Genomic DNA, 17668 nt, shown 5'->3' with positions numbered 1-17668 from the left:
AAAATCATCATTTATATTTAGGAGAAATTAATCAAATCTCCTAAATATGCAGTATCAAAAAATCAATAATCTTCTTGGTTGGCTCGTTGCCTTGATTGCAACCCTAACGTATATCTTGACCGCAGACCGCACAACCAGTTGGTGGGATACGGGAGAATTCATTGCCTCAGCATACAAATTGGAAATTGTGCACCAACCCGGTGCGCCGTTATTTCTGATGATTCAAAATCTCTTCTCAAATTTCGCGATGGGTAATGTGAGCAACATTGCTTTATGGATGAATATTGGCTCGGCGGTATGCAGTGGATTGACGATTTTATTCTTGTTCTGGACAATCACGGCATTGGCCAGCAAAATTCTTGTTCCGAAAGGAGAAACCGCTAACTCGAATCAGTCCGTACAGATTTTCTCAGCAGGGTTTGTAGGCGCTTTAGCTTTTGCTTTCACCGATTCTTTCTGGTATTCGGCTGTTGAATCGGAAGTCTATGCGATGTCGTCCTTGTGTACAGCGGTCGTCTTTTGGTTAATCCTAAAATGGGAAAGGCGTGCCGATGAATCCGATGCGAACCGATGGTTATTGGTCATTGCATTTGTCATGGGCTTATCGATTGGCGTCCATTTATTAAACCTGCTTACTATTCCTGCTTTGGCTTTGTTTATTTATTTCCGTAAAGCGGAGAAAATAACGTGGAAAGGTATCGCCAAATATGCTGGAATCGGAATTCTTGTGCTGGCGTTTATTCTATGGGGAATTATTCAATATACATTGCTTTTCGCATCCAAATTTGAGTTATTCTTTGTCAACACATTGGGTTTGGGATTCGGTACAGGCGTTTTATTTTTTGCATTGCTTGTAATCGGTTTATTAGTTTATGGCATTGTCTACAGCATCCGCAAATCAAAACCTGTTCTAAATTTTGCATTGGTAGCCACATGTTTTGTTCTTTTTGGCTATAGTTCGTTCGCGATGATTGTCATTCGTGCAAATGCAAATCCTACATTAAACAATAACCATCCGAACGATGTGTTTTCGTTTTTGGGATATTTAAGCCGTGAACAATATGTGTCGGAACCCTTATTTAAAGGCCCGAATTACAATGCGGAAGTTACTGGTGTGGAGAAGACCTACAGTTATCGAAAGGACAACGATAAATACACGAAAATCGAAGGGAATAGCGAATATACGTACAGCAACGAAACTTTGTTTCCGAGGATGTACAGTGCTAAACATCGCGGATTTTATCAAGACTATTTGGGCTTGCAAGAAGGAGAGAATCCGACTTTTGCTAATAACTTAAGTTTCTTTTTCAAATACCAGCTTGGTTTCATGTACGGCCGATATTTTATGTGGAATTTTGCCGGAAGGCAAAATGATATCCATGGACATGGAAATGCATACGATGGGAATTGGTTATCAGGAATTAAATCCATTGACAATCAGTTTGTAGGAGGTCAGTATAACCTTTCTGACGAAATGAAAACCTCTCCTTCACGAAATACCTATTATTTCTTGCCTTTGCTTATTGGAATTATCGGCTTGATTTGGCATTTCAAAAAGAACAAAAAGGATGCGATTATCGTTTCGTTGCTATTCTTTTTTACGGGAATTGCGATTGTTCTTTATTTAAATCAAAGTCCTTTTCAGCCTCGCGAGCGTGATTATGCTTATGTCGGCTCGTTCTACACCTTTGCAATCTGGATTGGAATTGGCGTGATTGCCATTACAGATGTATTGAAGCGGAGAGCGAATCTTCGCATGGCGACTTATGTTTCAGCTGTTGTCTGCTTTGTTGCAGTTCCGACGCTGTTGCTGAAAGAGAATTGGGAAGACCATGACCGCTCTGGCCGAATGATGACCAAAGATTTTGCATCCAACTATTTAAACTCTTGCGACCCAAATGCCATTCTGTTTACCTACGGCGACAACGATACATTTCCGCTGTGGTATTTACAGGAGGTTGAAGGATTGCGACCTGACGTAAAGGTCGTGAATCTTAGTTACCTGCAATCCGCGTGGTACATGAAGCAGATGAAGCTGAAAACGAATGATGCGGATGCATTGCCTATCGCGATTGATGATGAAAAGGTCAAAAAGGGCGTTCGCGATGGTTTGTTCTTGAATGATTTGCAGATTGCCGAATATGTGGATATCGAAATGCTTCTTGACATTATGCTATCGGACAAGCGAGAAAATCAGGTTCAGATGCGCGATGGTTCTTTTGTCAATTTCTTGCCGACCAAGAAAATGAAACTAAAAGTGAACAAAGATTCAGTGATTCGGAATAAAGTCGTTCCTGAGGATTGGGAAGATGCGATTGTGGAATCGATGAACTGGGAATACAACAAAGAATATGTGACGCGTGCGGAGTTGAGCATGCTTTCGATTTTAATCAATAACGATTGGAAACGTCCGATTTATTTTGGGTTTAGCTTGCCTTCGGAATGTTTTATGGGCTTGGATAAGTATTTAGTCGCTGAAGGTTTTGCGATGAAATTAATGCCTGTGCAAAGTGAATCAGCGAATGCAAATCAACATTTAGTCAATACCGACACCCTTTACAAAAACATCAAAGAAAACTACGTTTGGGGCAATTACGGCAAACTAAATCACGTGGACGTGGACTCGCGGTTTTTGATGAGCAATTTCGTGATGAATCGCATTTTTGGACAATCGATGCGCTCGCTTCTGGCTAAAAATGAATTGCAAAAAGCAAAAGAAATAGCCTTGATTGCCTACGATAATCTTCCGAAGCGAATAGAAAGCCCTCGAGAAATCTATAATACCATGGACATTGTCGACACGTTGTATAAAACGAAAGAGAATCAATTGGCGACGAATTTGGTGGAGCGAAATGTTCAATATTTGAAAGACCGAATGGACTATGTGGAAGCCGTCAGCATGGATATTCATACTTTGCTGGATATGGAGACGATTGAGTTTACGTTTGCAAGTTTGGAACGGTATAAGCAAGTTTTATCCGAAAATAATGAAGTCGCGCTTTTGAATAAGGTCAGCGCGCTTTCCGATACGTATAAGAATCGCTATTTTGAAAATTAAATAGCTGTAAAAACAAAAAAAGCCGTTCAGAATCAAATTCCGAACGGCTTCTTTATGAAATAGCACGCTATTATTTTTTAACTTCTTTCGCCCAAGAATCTTTTAAAGTCACCGTGCGGTTGAAGACCAATTTGTCAGTTGTGGATTTAGTATCCAATGTGAAATACCCTAAACGGATAAATTGATAGCCTTTGCCCGGAGTCGCCTTAGCCAAATCAGGTTCGATGAATGCTTTCTCAATAACCTTCAAACTATCTGGATTGATTGAGTCCTTGAAGTTTTCTTCAGCGACTGGATTTTCTTTGTTGAATAAACGGTCGTATAAGCGAACCTCAGCTTCTTTCGCATGTGCAACTGAAACCCAATGAATAGTCCCTTTTACTTTTAAACCTGACGTATCTTCACCTGATTTAGAGTTCGGGATGTATTCACAATGAACTTCGGTAATGTTTCCTTGTTCATCTTTCTTAAAGTCAGTACAGGTCACGATATAAGCATGTTTCAAACGAACAGATAAACCAGGGCCTAAACGGAAAAATTTCTTCGGAGCATCTTCCATAAAATCATCGCGCTCAATCCACAATTCGTTGCTAAAAGGAATAACACGTGAACCTTCGCCACCTTCGACTTCTGGATTGTTTTCGCCGATTAATTCATCAACTTGCCCTTCCGGATAATTCGTGATGACCAATTTAATCGGGTCCAAAACAGCCATTCTGCGCCAAGCAGTTTTATTTAATTCTTCACGGATGCAGAATTCAAGCAAACTGATGTCAATCATATTCTCTCTCTTTTGAACGCCAATGCGGTCACAGAAATTACGAATACTTGCTGGCGTATAACCTCTTCTTCTAAAAGCTGAAATCGTTGGCATGCGCGGGTCATCCCAACCGTCAACTAATTTATCATTGACCAATTGCAACAAACGGCGTTTGCTCATGACCGTGTAAGTCATGTTCAAGCGCGCAAACTCATATTGTTTGGACGGGAAAATGTCTAATTTTTCGATTAACCAATCGTATAAATTTCTGTGTGGAATAAATTCCAATGTACAGATTGAATGTGTAATCTCTTCGATAGAATCAGATTGACCATGTGCAAAATCATACATCGGGTAAATACACCAAGTGTTTCCCGTGCGGTGATGATGCGCATGTTTGATGCGGTACAGCAAAGGGTCGCGCAAATGCATATTTGGATTTGCTAAATCAATTTTCGCGCGCAACACTTTTTCACCATCTGCATATTTGCCATCTTTCATTTCTTGAAATAATTTCAAGTTTTCTTCAATCGAACGGCTTCTATACGGCGTTGGTGTTCCCGGTTCTGTTGGCGTTCCTTTTGCCGAGGCAATTTCTTCCGAACTGCTGTCATCGACATAAGCCAAATCATTTTCAATCAACTTGACCGCAAAATCGTATAACTGACCGAAATAATCTGATGTATATAATTCTTCGGCCCATTCGAAGCCAAGCCAATTTATATCGTATTTGATGCTGTCTACATATTCTGTGTCTTCTGTTACAGGGTTTGTATCATCAAATCTTAAATTTGTTTTTCCGTTGTATTTCTGACCTAAACCAAAATTCAAGCAAATCGATTTCGCGTGTCCAATGTGCAAATAACCATTGGGTTCTGGCGGAAAACGTGTTAAAACACGGCCATTGTGTTTACCACTTTCGAGGTCTTTTTCAATAATCTCTTCAATAAAATTTAATGGTTTCTCTTCATTTGTCATAGTACAAAATTAATCAAATAATATAGGATGTAAGTTCTCTGTTTTAAAAAAATGAATCCATTCGAAATTTTGTATTTTCGGAGATTCAAACTCGTATGAAAGAATGAATTATAGTTTTCCGAAAATCCTTGCTCTAAGCATTTTATTTGTCTATTCGTTGAATGCCTTTGCACAGAAGGAGGCTAAGCCTCAGGTTTTTGTGTATGGTTCAAGCATAGCCAGTTTTGCTGTCGCAATGCAATGCGCGCAGTCGGATGTGGCTGTGGTTTGGGCTTTCGATGGAAATGAATTTGTTTCAGAATTAAACAAGGACTCTTTTTCGATTGCGAATGCAGAAAATTTAGACGGCGGAATATTTATGGATTTGCTCATGCAAGTTGCAAATCATGACTTGCCAAATGATTCCGTAGCGCAAGTCGTCAAGCGCAACATCACAACCCGAATATTCAACAATGCCATCGAGAGCTTGCTCGCGAAGCAACCAAAATTGAAAGTGCTGAAGAACCAACAGGTCAAGCAAATCGCTTTTTCTAAGAAAGATTGGAACGTAGCGCTTTCTGACAAATCTAAATTTTCGGTTTCTGCCGTTTTCGATGGTTCTCCGCAACAGGAATTAGCAAACTTCTTGAAACTAGCAGATTCGGATAGTGCTGTAGCGATGAAACCGATAGCACAATTTTCAGCCAACGAACTAAGGACTTTAATTGCCAGCGGAGAAAGTGAGGGTGAGATTTATGGCATCAATTTGCCGTCATTGCTGTCCATTCAACGAGATGGGTTCTACGCATTGACTAAAATTCAAGGATTAGGCAATTCCACGAATGAAATGCCATTTCATGCAAATATTGGACAAGCGATTGGTGCAACAATGGCTTACACAGCTTTTTTCAAAACCACAACGGATAAAATCGATGTCAGAAAACTGCAAAGCGAATTGCTTAAGTTCAATGCCCGAATAGTTCCGTACCAAGACATCGAAATTCAGGATTCGAATTTTCAGAAGATTCAGCGATTTGGATTGTCAGGAATTCTAATGGGTAAGCAATTGGGGAATCGCTATGTACTGGATTGCTTAGATTCCGTAAAAATAGCGGAAGTAAAAGCACCGATTTTGAGATTTTCTTCGAGAAGCCAACTTTGGTTTAAAAATCAGGACGCCGATTTTTTTGAGCTTTCCGAGTTTCAGGATTTCTTGAAAATCATCTCCTTCAGGGATGCATCTGCGGGTGCCATTCGCGATAGAGAATTTGAAAGTTTTTTTGAACGACACGTCAATCATTCGGCTTCGCCGAAAGTCAGCCGATACCTTTTTGCTACCGCGATAGAGACATTCTGCAAACTGTTTGATGTCAAAATTTCTCAATCGGGAATTATTCTTCGATAAAAGAAGGCAAAAAAATTCCGGCAGAATAATTACTTACGCTACCGGAACATTCTTAAAAATTAAATCAAACTTACTATTTATAAGCAAAAACCTTACCTAAAGCTTCGTTATTTGTAAAAGTAGTGTCTAAATCGATAAGCTGTCCTGTGCCGATATTGATTACCATGCCGTGGATAGATAAATCGCGATTGTCTTTCCATGCGTTTTGAACAATCGATGTTGTGCTTAAGTTAAAAACTTGTTCCACAACGTTTAATTCAATTAGTCGATTTACTTTTTCAGTTTCATCTTCGATAGCGTCAATTTCTGAAGCATGCAATCTGTACACGTCTTTGATATGGCACAACCAGTTATCGATAATTCCATATTGATTTCTTGACAAAGACGCAGCAACACCACCACAACCGTAATGACCCGCTACAACAATGTGTTTGATTTTAAGGACGTTTACTGCGTAATCCAGTACACTTAACATGCTCATGTCGGAATGCACACACATGTTAGCAATGTTTCTGTGAACAAAAACTTCTCCTGGCTTCATCCCTGTAATTTCATTGGCAGGAACACGGCTATCCGCACATCCAATCCAAAGAATTTCTGGGCTTTGTCCTTTTGCTAGTTGTTGAAACCTGCCTGTCGTGTCGTGAGCAACAAAATCTACCCAATCCTTATTACCATCTAAGACTTTCTGAAAACTAATTTCTAAATCTGACTTACTCATAGTTTGTTTTGTTTTTTATATCTTAATTGTTTATAATTTATTTTGTTATCCTTTCTTATAAGAAACGTCATTAAGCTCGATTTCAAGGCCTTTGCTCAACGCATTCTTCTCAAAATCTTTAATCACTTCAATGACATCCTTATCAATAAACTTACTGAATTGACCGTCGATTAGAATCGAATCGATGCTTTTAGGTAAGTTGTACAACTTTTGCTGAATCGGCACTTTATTCAAGAAGGAAACTTCTTCAGCTAAAGTCAAAGTAGCTCTGTTTTTGTCGTCGCTATCTTTTGATACATCAAATTTAAATGCATTTTTCATATTTGCACGTAAAATGTAGAACATAGATACCACAATACCTATACCAACACCTGTCAATAAATCTGTCACGACAACAGCCAAAACAGTTACAGTAAATGGAATAAATTGGTCAAGTCCTTTTACATACATGCTTTTAAAGATTGCTGGCTTCGCCAATTTATATCCTGTGTGCAAAAGAATAGCCGCTAAACACGATAATGGGATTAAATTGATTGCAGTAGGGATTGCAAGCAAAGCAACCAATAACCAGATACCATGTAAAATTGCCGATTGTCTTGTTCTACCTCCAGCATTTACGTTCGCCGAAGAACGTACGATTACCGATGTCATTGGCAATCCGCCTAAAAATCCACTGGACATGTTACCGATACCTTGAGCAACTAATTCTCTGTTTGTTGGCGTATTGCGTTTGAAAGGGTCAATTTTATCAACCGCTTCGATACTCAATAAGGTTTCCAAACTGGCAACAATTGCAATCGTGACACCGACAATCCATACTTCTTTATTCAAAATCTGCGTAAAATCAGGGAAAATGAATAAGCCTGTAAATTCGCTGAACGAGCTAACAATTGGAATTGATACCAAATGGTCAGGGTTCAACGCCCATGGAGTGCTTTGGAAAGCGAACGTAAGTCCAATTCCAATTAACACAACCACTAATGGTGCAGGAATTTTGCTTAGTCCTTTAAGTCTTGGCCAGTAAATCAATACCGCTAAGGAAAGAAAACAGATGATTGTCGCGCCCACGTTGATGGACGAAATAATCGTATCTGTAAATGCATTTAATCCTCCGCCGTTATCCATTTCAAATGCATGTGGTTCCGTTAAACCAAACGCCAATGGAATTTGTTTTATGATGATGGTAATACCAATCGCTGTAAGCATTCCTAAAATTACGGCAGATGGAAAATAATTTCCAATCAATCCTGCTTTCAGAATACCTAAAATTAATTGTACTACACCAGCAATTACGACGGCTAACAAAAATGTTTCGTAAGCACCCAATTGTTGTATAGCGCCCAACACGATAACAGTTAAACCGGCCGCAGGACCACTTACACTAAGAGGTGATTTACTAATTGACGCAACAACAATACCTCCGATTACACCAGTCAATAGACCTGCGAACAAAGGTGCTCCTGAAGCCAATGCTATCCCTAAGCACAACGGTAAAGCAACTAAAAAAACTACTATACTGGCAGGTAGGTCATATTTTAAGTCTCTTTTCGATAATTTTAGAAAAGCAGACACACGAGTTCCATTCATAAAAACTTTAATTCTATATTTTGTTTATTAATTTTATTACAATAATTCACATACTTTAATGCATATTAAAGCAGTCCACTAAATGAATAAATTAACAGTTAGGAGGGGGGGTCGGCACCGTGGGGTGATACGCACAAATGCTTATTTCATTCTTTAAATAATGCTTTTGCTTGCTATTGTTCTCTACACCTTTCGAATACGAGGGATATTCTGATGTCGTTGCGTTAAAGAACTTTGTGCCTGAATCGTGTAAGTCTTCGTTCTGTGTATTACTTTTGCTGGTGGTCTCAATCTCAAGTTGCATTACAACTTGAAGAATGGTTCCTTTGTCAATCATGCTTGAAAAAATAGGCGTAGCTGAGATTAACATTTTCGTACAGAAAATGAAAAAACAAATTTTCGCTGACAATTTTTTAAAGCTTAAATTAAACATCCAGTTTTTTTAAGTATTCACTATTTTAACTAGCACAAAAATATACTATTATTAAAATAGTACCAAAAATAATGAAATAATAAAACAAAAAAATTACAAAAGATTGAGAAAAACACATAAGTTAATCTAATTTTAAGTATTCGTTAACATGCATTTTTCATAATATAAGTATATTCACATAAATATTAAACTTTTCCTGAAAATTATGGCAAAAGAACAATTTATTCAGAAGATAAATCAATCATATAGTCCCAAAGGAGCTTTTATTCAATTAGGCTCCGGAATACTTGACGCTGAAATAGTTACAGACGCAAAGGTTAACCTTGCGCTCAAGATGATGAACCGTCATGGGCTTATTGCGGGAGCAACGGGGACAGGAAAGACAAGAACTTTGCAATTAATTGCAGAACAGCTTTCAGATGCAGCAGTTCCTGTTTTTCTATTGGACGTAAAAGGAGATTTGTCAGGTTTGTCAGAACCCGGTAACACGAACCAAGCATTGCTTGACCGTGGAAATGCAGTAGGTATTCCTTTCGAACCGGCTAGTTTTCCTATCGAACTTTTCTCGTTGACAGGGAAATTAGGTGCCCCAATGCGCATTACTGTCGAAGATTTTGGTCCAATTTTGCTTTCCAGGATATTGGATTTAAATGATACTCAGTCTGGAGTTTTAAGCGCTATTTTCAAATACGCTACGGATAACCAGTTGCCGATAGTCGATTTGCAGGATTTGAAAAAGCTGTTGAATTATTTATCAGAAGGGCCTGGTGCAGATGAAATCAAAGCTGATTACGGAAAAATAAGCACTTCAAGTTCTGGGGCGATTTTAAGAAAAATAGTCGCTATTGAGCAACAAGGAGTAGCGCATATTTTTGGGGAGAAGGAATTTGATATTCAAGATTTGTTCAATAAAGTTGATGGAAAAGGTGTGATTTCGCTGTTGAACATTTCTGATGTCCAAGACCAACCTTTGCTGTTTTCAACTTTTCTATTGAGTCTTTTGGCGCAACTTTTCAAACAATTGCCAGAAGTTGGCGATTTGGACAAGCCAAAATTGGTCTTCTTTTTTGATGAAGCGCATTTGCTGTTTAATGGCGCTTCTAAAGCATTTTTGTCACAGATTGAGCAAATTGTCCGTTTGATTCGCTCAAAAGGCGTAGGCGTGTTCTTTTGTACGCAAGCGGCCACGGATGTTCCCGAATCGGTTTTAGGACAATTGGGAAATCGTATTCAGCATGCATTACGTGCATTTACGCCAAATGATGCAGAGAATTTAAGGAAAACAGTCAGAACCTATCCCACATCAGATTTTTATGAAATCGATAAAGTGCTGACATCGTTAGGGACAGGTCAAGCTTTGGTGACGGTTTTAAATGATAAAGGAATTCCGACAGAGGTTGTCGCAACCCATTTGGTGCCCGCTAGGGCGGTGATGGGGCCTTGCCAGCCATCGCATTATGCCGAATTGATTGCTTCTTCGGAATTTACGCAAAAATACCAAGAGCGTGTCGAACGGCGTACGGCATCGGAAATTATTGACGAGAAAAATGCGGCTTTTCAACAGCAGCAAGAGCTGGAGAAGAGCAAAAAGGAGATGGCAAAAGAGGCGTCGAAGCCAAAACCAACTTCACGTACTTCAAACCGGCAGACACCGTTGGAAGCTGCTCAATCTACTGCAAGCCGGACATTGGCGCGCGAAGGCGTAAAATTTCTCGGCAAATTGGCTAATGGACTTCTCAATTCATTCTTTAAGAAAAAGTAATTAAAATTTATAACTTTGCGAAGCTTAGACAATTGCGTATAATTTGAACTTATGTTAAATAAACCCACTTTAGTTATTCTTGCGGCAGGTATGGCGAGCCGTTATGGTTCCCTGAAACAAATGGATTCTTTTGGTCCTCATGGTGAAACAATTATTGACTTTTCCATCTATGATGCCATCCGCGCAGGTTTTGGAAAGGTTGTTTTTATTATTCGCGAAGAGTTTCTAGAAAGAATGCGCGATGTGTTCGCATCAAAGCTAGACGGAAGAATTGAGTATGACTTTGCGTTTCAAGATTTCGATTTGACAAAATTCGGCATAGATCGAAAAGTTGAACGTACGAAACCTTGGGGAACAGCTCACGCGGTTTTAAGTGCTAGAAATAACGTGTCAACTCCATTTTGTGTAATCAATGCCGACGATTTTTATGGGCAGGATGCTTTCGAAAAAATGGCAAAATTTTTAACGACAGAAGTTTCGGATGAGAAAATGTCATTGATGGGCTTTGAAGTAGGGAATACGATGTCCGATTATGGCTATGTATCACGTGGCGTTTGTGAAGTTAGTGAAGCAGGAAATATGATTTCAGTAACGGAACGGACTAAAATTTATTACCAAGGAGACGGGAAACAAAAGAAAGTTGTCTTTGAAGAAAATGGCGAAACATTTGATTTGGACGTGAAAAGTCCGGTTTCTATGAATTTCTGGGGTTTTACGCCTAAAGTTTTTGAAAAGGCAGAGGATATGTTTCATGATTTTGTCGAAAAAAATTGGGAAGATCCTAAGTCTGAATTCTTTATTCCTTCGGTTGCAGATCAATTGGTAAAAGATAACGAAGCGAATTTTAAAGTTATCCCTACATCCGCAAAATGGTTTGGTGTAACTTATCCAGAAGATAAGCCGATTGTTGAAAAAAGCATCTCTAAATTAATAGCCGACGGTGTTTATCCAGAAAAACTTTTTTAGATTTAAAAAATATTTTATAACTTCATGGTTAGCAATCAATTGCTAACCTTTTTTATTTATAATCCTAACAACGTTGCTTAAATTTCTAAGATATTTGGCGTATTTCATTTCACTGCTGCTAGGGGTATTGATTCTCTATGTCCTTATTGCATTTATCTTTTCATTAATTCCCACCTCTGTCAAAGCTGATACCTATCACGAAGAGAAGGTAGATATGTACATCTTGTCCAACGGCGTGCATTCTGAATTTGTGGTGCCTGTAAAATCCAAATGGATCGATTGGAATAAATTATTCCCTTATTCAAATACGAAAGGACAGAATCCTGATCAACACTATGTAGGTATTGGATGGGGTGATAAAGGGTTTTACCTGCAAACGCCAGAATGGAAGGATTTAAAAGCTTCAGTTGCCTTTAAAGCTGCATTTGGCCTTAGCGAGTCCGCGCTTCATGTAACATACTATCAGAAAATGACCGAAAATGAGTTGTGTATTCCGGTTCAGATCGATTCAAGCCAATATAAAATTTTGATTGATTATGTGCTTGGAAGTATTGATGTTGGCGCAGATAACAAACCGATATACATCAAGACCAATGCACAGTATGGATTAGATGATGCGTTTTATGAAGCCAAAGGTTCTTATAATCTATTTTTTACCTGCAACACTTGGACAAATACTGGCTTAAAAAGGGCAAAAATGCCAGCTGCTGTCTGGACTATTTTTGAGTCGGGCGTCATGAATAAATATAGAAAGAAATAGCCACAAAGCCTATGTTCTCAATTCCTATAAAAATGTAAAGTATTTTTTTACTTTAGGTAAAAAATATTTGTCATTATGTAATGTTTGTTTTACATTTGATTTAATAAATCATTTAAAACTTATAGCATAATGAAAAAAATACCATTATTGCCTAGTTACTTTCGATGGATTGGTCTAACCATTCTTCTCATCTCGTTTTGTATCTATTTGATAATAACTTCGGACGATTCTGCTAGACTAAAAATGAAAACATTTGTTTTTATAGATAATTCTTCTTTCTATAAAGATGGGAATGTAATATATTTTGGGTTTTCAGAAGTTAACATCACTGTGGTAGTAATCGCTTTAACGGCATTAATAGGTTTGTGTGGAATCGCGTTTAGCAGAAAGCAGATTGAAGATGAATTTATCAGTTCTTTGCGATTGTTTTCGTGGTCGTGGAGTGTGTTGTCTTTAATGATTTACGTTATATTCGTTAGTCTCTTTGTTTTTGGAACGATGTATCTAACTCTTATGGTATTTATACCACATTTTTTATTAATTATATTTATTCTCATTTTTAACTACCAATTGTTTAAATATAAAAGATCTAGTAGAAATGAAGAATAACATAAAAATTAATCGGCTAATGAAAAGTTATTCTCAAGAACAATTGGCAAATTTGGTTTCGGTCAGCAGGCAGACTATCAATGCCTTAGAAGCAGAAAAATATGTTCCTTCTACCGTTTTGGCATTAAAGCTTTCTAAAATATTAGAAAAATCAATTGAAGAATTGTTTGAGTTGGAAAAGAAGGATTTTTGATTAAAATAAAAAGGGTTGTCAAACTGAATTGACAACCCTTCCTATAAATATATATTCTAACCTATTTTACTTCTTCAAAATCTACATCTTGAACTTCGCCAGCATCATCTGATCCGCCATCATTCGTTGGTTGACCTGGATTAGGTTGGCCTTGCTGTCCATCTGCTCCCTGAGTCTGTGCATACATTTCTTCAGAAGCTGCGTTCCAAGCATTTTGCAATTCAGCAGAAGCTGTATCGATATCCGCAAAGTTTTTAGCTGCATAAGCAACTTTTAGTTTTTCTAAACCTGCTTCGATCGGAGCTTTTTTGTCTGCAGAAATTTTCTCTCCGTATTCTTTCAATTGTTTTTCTGTAGAGAAAATCAATGCATCAGCTGTGTTAATTTTATCAGCTTCTTCTTTCAATTTTTTGTCCGATTCAGCATTTGCTTCTGCTTCTTCTTTCATTTTTTTGATTTCTTCGTCTGATAAACCTGAAGATGCTTCGATACGGATATTTTGCTCTTTTCCTGTCGCTTTATCTTTTGCTGAAACCTTAATGATACCGTTTGCATCAATATCGAAAGTAACTTCGATTTGAGGTATTCCACGAGGTGCAGAAGGAATATCATTTAAGTGGAAACGGCCAATCGTACGATTTTGCGCAGCCATAGGGCGCTCACCTTGCAAGATGTGGATTTCCACAGATGGTTGGTTATCCGAAGCAGTTGAGAACGTTTCTGACTTTTTAGTCGGAATAGTTGTGTTTGCTTCGATCAATTTAGTCATTACACCACCCATTGTTTCGATACCTAAAGAAAGTGGCGTAACGTCTAATAATAAAACGTCTTTCACTTCTCCAGTTAATACACCACCTTGAATTGCAGCACCTAAAGCTACAACTTCATCTGGGTTAACACCTTTAGAAGGTTCTTTTCCGAAAAATGCTTTAACAGCATCAACGATTGCAGGGATACGAGTCGATCCACCTACTAAAATGATTTCGTCAATATCCGAAGTCGAGTAACCAGCGTTTTTCAATGCTGTACGACAAGGCTCAATTGTGCGTTTGATTAAGTCTGCAGCTAAAGATTCAAATTTAGCACGTGATAAAGTACGAACTAAGTGTTTTGGACCAGTTGCATCAGCCGTAATGTATGGCAAATTGATTTCAGTTGAAGTCGTGCTTGATAATTCGATTTTCGCTTTTTCAGCAGCTTCTTTCAAACGTTGCAATGCCATTGGGTCTTTTTTCAAATCAAAACCATTGTTTTCAGTTTTGAATTCGTCATTTAACCAATTGATAATTACATTATCAAAGTCATCACCACCTAAGTGTGTATCACCATCAGTTGATTTTACTTCGAAAACACCGTCACCTAAATCTAAAACCGAAACGTCATGCGTACCACCACCACAGTCAAAAACAACAATTTTCATGTCTTTGTGTGCTTTGTCCAAACCGTAAGCTAAAGCAGCTGCAGTTGGCTCATTGATAATACGTTTAACCGTTAATCCAGCGATCTCGCCAGCTTCTTTTGTTGCTTGGCGTTGAGCATCGTTGAAATAAGCAGGAACAGTGATAACTGCTTCGGTTACTTCATGCCCTAAGAAATCTTCCGCAGTTTTCTTCATTTTTTGAAGAATCATTGCCGAAATTTCTTGTGGTGTATATTTTCTGTCGTCGATTTCTACACGAGGCGTATTGTTGTCGCCTTTAACTATTTTGTAAGGTACGTGTTCAGCTTCTTTTACAGACTCATCATAAGATAAACCCATAAAACGTTTAATCGAATAAACCGTCTTATGTGGATTTGTGATTGCCTGACGTTTTGCAGGGTCACCTACTTTGCGTTCTCCTCCATCTACAAATGCTACGATAGATGGGGTCGTGCGTTTTCCCTCATTGTTTGCGATAACTACTGGCTCATTACCTTCCATTACGGCTACACATGAGTTTGTAGTTCCTAAGTCGATTCCTATAATTTTTGACATATCTACTATTTTGTTTAACTCTTAATTTAATATTTACAATGATTCTATCAACCCTTGTGCCAAGCGATACAGAAATGGCTTATTCCAGCTAAAAGATAAAATTTAATGCTTCGCAATGTGTTTTTATGACAATATGTCATTTTTGTCTGGTATTATTTTGACATATTCCAAACATCAATTGTGGCCAAGGCATTAATTATTTTGTAATTTAGCCCCATATTTTACATATTATGAAATTTGACGAGTACCTGGATTATTTTGAGTCAATATTAAACAACCCAGAAGAACACGAAGTTTACAAGAAAGAGGATTATTTAAATTACACGAAATTAAACTGGGCGAGAATGAATCGCTGGTTGAAAAAATTTACTCCTAGCGAAACAATCCTTTCAGAAATTCAACATATTTCCGAACCGCAGCATTGGATTCTTATCACAGAACCTTGGTGTGGAGATGCGGCACATTCCGTGCCTCAAATTTATTCCATTGTCAAAGACAACCCGAACATCGATTTAGATATTCAGTTAAGAGATTCAGAACCATTTTTGATTGATGACTACTTAACTAATGGTAGCAAATCCATTCCTAAATTGATTATTCGCAACGATGTTGGGCACGATAAAGGAATTTGGGGCCCGAGACCAGAAAAGCTAACGGCTATCTTTAATCAGATGAAAGAGGAAGGGAAATCATTTGACGAAGTCAAAGAAGTCATGCAGAAATGGTATAATGAAGACCATGGAGAGGAATTGCAAAGAGAACTTTTAGAAGTGCTTAACTGGGGATAATTTATTGTTTGACCAATTACATTAGAAAGATGAACATCGAACAACTTCGTGAATATTGCCTATCAAAAAAAGGAGCTTTTGAAACGCTTCCATTTGGTCCTGACACGCTTGTATTTAAAGTTGCCGAAAAAGTTTTTCTTTTAGTTGGCTTGGGTCAGATTGATGACCTTTCATTTAATGTCAAATGCGACCCCGAATATGCAGTTGAATTGCGTGAGGAATTCGAACAGACGGTCATCCCAGGTTATCACATGAACAAAAAGCATTGGAATACGGTGTATGCGAATCGTGAATTGCCCGATCAGAAATTGAATGAATTGATCGACCACAGTTATGAGCTAATCGTGAAATCTCTGCCCGCTAAAATTAGAGAAGGATTACAATAAATGCCGTTCGTTCCGAACGATAAATCATAAAAAAAGAGGCTGTATCATAAATCAATTTTGAACATCTTTTGCCAAATTAAGTTTTGAGCAAATGATTAAAGTTAGTAAAACGGGCAATTTTCGATGTGAAAATTGCCCGTTTTTTCTTTGTAAACAGTCACCTTAATCTGATGGCCAAATTTTATTTTGTAAAGCCAACTTCAATTTTACTTTTGATACAGCCTCTTTTTCGTTACATTTTTAATCCGATTTCTCGCAAGCGTTCGTCTAAATATTGACCCGCTGTGTAATCTTCATATACTTTAGGATATTCCTCGCTAATGGTTGATTCCAAACTTGCTAAGCTCATCGATGATTTTGGATGCAAGAAAAATGGAACAGAATATCTCGAATTTTTCATCAACTCAACAGGCGGGTTCACCACACGGTGTGTAGTCGATTTTAATTTATTATTGGTCAATCGTTGCAACATATCGCCAACATTGACAACAATGTCTTCACCTTTGGCTTTGATTGGGAACCATTCTCCATCTTTGGTCAATACTTCCAAACCATCGGCGCTTGCACCAATTAATAAAGTGATTAAATTAATGTCTTCATGCGCTCCGGCACGAACAGCATCCGGCGCTAAATCTTGCGGTCTGTCGATTGGGAAATAGTGAATCGCACGCAGGATAGAGTTTCCGTTGATAACAAACTCTTCAAAATAATTTTCTGGCAGTTCCAAATACGTGGCGATTGCTTTTAATAGATTCCGTCCCGCATCTTCCAGGCGCTTATAAATTTCTGCAGTTACTTGGTTGAACTCTGGAATCTCTTCCACAAGAATATTGTCGGGAAAATCTTTTTTAGAATATTCCTCGCCAATAATTGTTTGTCCTCGCTGCCAAAATTCTTTCAAATCCGGCGTTTTTGAATCTTTCGCTTTTTCTCGGCCTTTAGAAGTGTATCCGCGCTGGCCTGCTAATTCCGGAAATTCATAATGCAATTTTTTTTCTTCCGGCAAATCAAAAAACTCTTTGACCACGCGATACAAATTATCGATTAATTCTGAACTCAAACCATGGTTTGCTATAGTCACAAATCCAGTTTCATTAAAGGCTTTTCCAATTTCTTGTGAAAAGTTTTTTCGTTGTTCCTCTGTTCCAGCTGTATAAGCTAAGAGGTCTAAACGTGGAATATTTACAGTTGCCATTTGCTATTTATTTTATAGTTCGCAGTACGAAGTTACAATCTTTACGATAATTTATAAGCATGAAAGTAGACTTTTGATTTGTATGCGATTAAAATATTCTTTTATATAAGTCG

14 protein-coding genes are annotated in these 17668 nt (G+C 38.0%); 8 read left to right on the top strand and 6 right to left on the bottom strand.

What is annotated here, in order from left to right; all coding sequences use genetic code 11:
• Positions 1–46: 46 nt before the first annotated feature.
• Complete coding sequence (locus C4F49_RS09310) at positions 47–3058, top strand: protein O-mannosyl-transferase family (RefSeq protein ID WP_196935589.1); 3012 nt, start codon at positions 47–49, stop codon at positions 3056–3058.
• A gap of 70 nt (positions 3059–3128) precedes the next feature.
• Here the strand turns inward: C4F49_RS09310 and C4F49_RS09305 are convergent, their stop codons facing one another.
• Positions 3129–4796: a glutamine--tRNA ligase/YqeY domain fusion protein gene (locus C4F49_RS09305; RefSeq protein ID WP_196935588.1), complete on the bottom strand. Its 1668-nt coding sequence runs from the start codon at positions 4794–4796 to the stop codon at positions 3129–3131.
• A gap of 103 nt (positions 4797–4899) precedes the next feature.
• On the opposite strand from C4F49_RS09305, the gene C4F49_RS09300 reads away from it, so the two are divergent.
• Positions 4900–6180 (top strand): hypothetical protein, encoded by a 1281-nt coding sequence (locus C4F49_RS09300; RefSeq protein ID WP_196935587.1) that lies wholly within the window; start codon positions 4900–4902, stop codon positions 6178–6180.
• A 73-nt stretch (positions 6181–6253) separates the two neighbouring features.
• Here the strand turns inward: C4F49_RS09300 and C4F49_RS09295 are convergent, their stop codons facing one another.
• The 3 genes from C4F49_RS09295 to C4F49_RS09285 all read right to left on the bottom strand — a co-directional run bounded on the left by C4F49_RS09295 (position 6254) and on the right by C4F49_RS09285 (position 8858).
• Complete coding sequence (locus C4F49_RS09295; RefSeq protein WP_196935586.1) at positions 6254–6901, bottom strand: carbonic anhydrase; 648 nt, start codon at positions 6899–6901, stop codon at positions 6254–6256.
• Positions 6902–6946: 45 nt separating this feature from the next.
• Positions 6947–8488 carry a SulP family inorganic anion transporter gene (locus C4F49_RS09290; RefSeq protein WP_196935585.1) on the bottom strand — a complete coding sequence of 514 codons (1542 nt, stop codon included), beginning with the start codon at positions 8486–8488 and terminating at the stop codon, positions 6947–6949.
• A gap of 91 nt (positions 8489–8579) precedes the next feature.
• Complete coding sequence (locus tag C4F49_RS09285; protein WP_196935584.1) at positions 8580–8858, bottom strand: hypothetical protein; 279 nt, start codon at positions 8856–8858, stop codon at positions 8580–8582.
• 268 nt (positions 8859–9126) lie between these two features.
• On the opposite strand from C4F49_RS09285, the gene C4F49_RS09280 reads away from it, so the two are divergent.
• From C4F49_RS09280 to C4F49_RS09265, 4 genes are all read left to right on the top strand, one after another.
• Entirely contained in the window at positions 9127–10683 is a 1557-nt protein-coding gene (locus C4F49_RS09280) for a helicase HerA-like domain-containing protein (RefSeq protein ID WP_196935583.1), read from the top strand.
• Positions 10684–10734: 51 nt separating this feature from the next.
• Positions 10735–11649, top strand: coding sequence for a nucleotidyltransferase family protein (locus C4F49_RS09275; protein ID WP_196935582.1), 915 nt, complete (start codon positions 10735–10737; stop codon positions 11647–11649).
• 94 nt (positions 11650–11743) lie between these two features.
• Positions 11744–12409 carry a TIGR02117 family protein gene (locus tag C4F49_RS09270; RefSeq protein WP_196935581.1) on the top strand — a complete coding sequence of 222 codons (666 nt, stop codon included), beginning with the start codon at positions 11744–11746 and terminating at the stop codon, positions 12407–12409.
• A gap of 598 nt (positions 12410–13007) precedes the next feature.
• Positions 13008–13211 (top strand): helix-turn-helix transcriptional regulator, encoded by a 204-nt coding sequence (locus C4F49_RS09265; RefSeq protein WP_196935580.1) that lies wholly within the window; start codon positions 13008–13010, stop codon positions 13209–13211.
• 61 nt (positions 13212–13272) lie between these two features.
• Here C4F49_RS09265 and dnaK read toward each other — a convergent pair whose 3' ends face one another.
• Entirely contained in the window at positions 13273–15186 is a 1914-nt protein-coding gene (gene dnaK, locus C4F49_RS09260; protein ID WP_196935579.1) for a molecular chaperone DnaK, read from the bottom strand.
• Between the two features lie 230 nt (positions 15187–15416).
• Here dnaK and C4F49_RS09255 point away from each other — a divergent pair, with 230 nt between their 5' ends.
• Both C4F49_RS09255 and C4F49_RS09250 read left to right on the top strand, forming a co-directional pair.
• Positions 15417–15974 (top strand): thioredoxin family protein, encoded by a 558-nt coding sequence (locus C4F49_RS09255; protein WP_196935578.1) that lies wholly within the window; start codon positions 15417–15419, stop codon positions 15972–15974.
• A 29-nt stretch (positions 15975–16003) separates the two neighbouring features.
• Positions 16004–16360, top strand: a complete 357-nt coding sequence (locus C4F49_RS09250) for an MmcQ/YjbR family DNA-binding protein (protein ID WP_196935577.1) — start codon at positions 16004–16006, stop codon at positions 16358–16360.
• 232 nt (positions 16361–16592) lie between these two features.
• Here C4F49_RS09250 and C4F49_RS09245 read toward each other — a convergent pair whose 3' ends face one another.
• Entirely contained in the window at positions 16593–17555 is a 963-nt protein-coding gene (locus C4F49_RS09245) for an isopenicillin N synthase family dioxygenase (protein WP_196935576.1), read from the bottom strand.
• Positions 17556–17668: the final 113 nt, after the last annotated feature.

It is taken from the genome of Sphingobacterium hungaricum, assembly GCF_015210005.1.
Taxonomy (GTDB): Bacteria; Bacteroidota; Bacteroidia; order Sphingobacteriales; family Sphingobacteriaceae; genus Sphingobacterium; species Sphingobacterium hungaricum.
Note: the sequence above shows the minus strand (reverse complement) of the source record. Positions and strands in the feature narration are given on the sequence as shown.

Coding starts and splice junctions, on each gene's coding strand:
- C4F49_RS09310 (WP_196935589.1), top strand. CDS start 47: ATGCAGTATCAAAAAATCAATAATCTTCTTGGTTGGCTCGTTGCCTTG.
- C4F49_RS09305 (WP_196935588.1), bottom strand. CDS start 4,796: ATGACAAATGAAGAGAAACCATTAAATTTTATTGAAGAGATTATTGAA.
- C4F49_RS09300 (WP_196935587.1), top strand. CDS start 4,900: ATGAATTATAGTTTTCCGAAAATCCTTGCTCTAAGCATTTTATTTGTC.
- C4F49_RS09295 (WP_196935586.1), bottom strand. CDS start 6,901: ATGAGTAAGTCAGATTTAGAAATTAGTTTTCAGAAAGTCTTAGATGGT.
- C4F49_RS09290 (WP_196935585.1), bottom strand. CDS start 8,488: ATGAATGGAACTCGTGTGTCTGCTTTTCTAAAATTATCGAAAAGAGAC.
- C4F49_RS09285 (WP_196935584.1), bottom strand. CDS start 8,858: ATGTTAATCTCAGCTACGCCTATTTTTTCAAGCATGATTGACAAAGGA.
- C4F49_RS09280 (WP_196935583.1), top strand. CDS start 9,127: ATGGCAAAAGAACAATTTATTCAGAAGATAAATCAATCATATAGTCCC.
- C4F49_RS09275 (WP_196935582.1), top strand. CDS start 10,735: ATGTTAAATAAACCCACTTTAGTTATTCTTGCGGCAGGTATGGCGAGC.
- C4F49_RS09265 (WP_196935580.1), top strand. CDS start 13,008: ATGAAGAATAACATAAAAATTAATCGGCTAATGAAAAGTTATTCTCAA.
- dnaK (WP_196935579.1), bottom strand. CDS start 15,186: ATGTCAAAAATTATAGGAATCGACTTAGGAACTACAAACTCATGTGTA.
- C4F49_RS09255 (WP_196935578.1), top strand. CDS start 15,417: ATGAAATTTGACGAGTACCTGGATTATTTTGAGTCAATATTAAACAAC.
- C4F49_RS09250 (WP_196935577.1), top strand. CDS start 16,004: ATGAACATCGAACAACTTCGTGAATATTGCCTATCAAAAAAAGGAGCT.
- C4F49_RS09245 (WP_196935576.1), bottom strand. CDS start 17,555: ATGGCAACTGTAAATATTCCACGTTTAGACCTCTTAGCTTATACAGCT.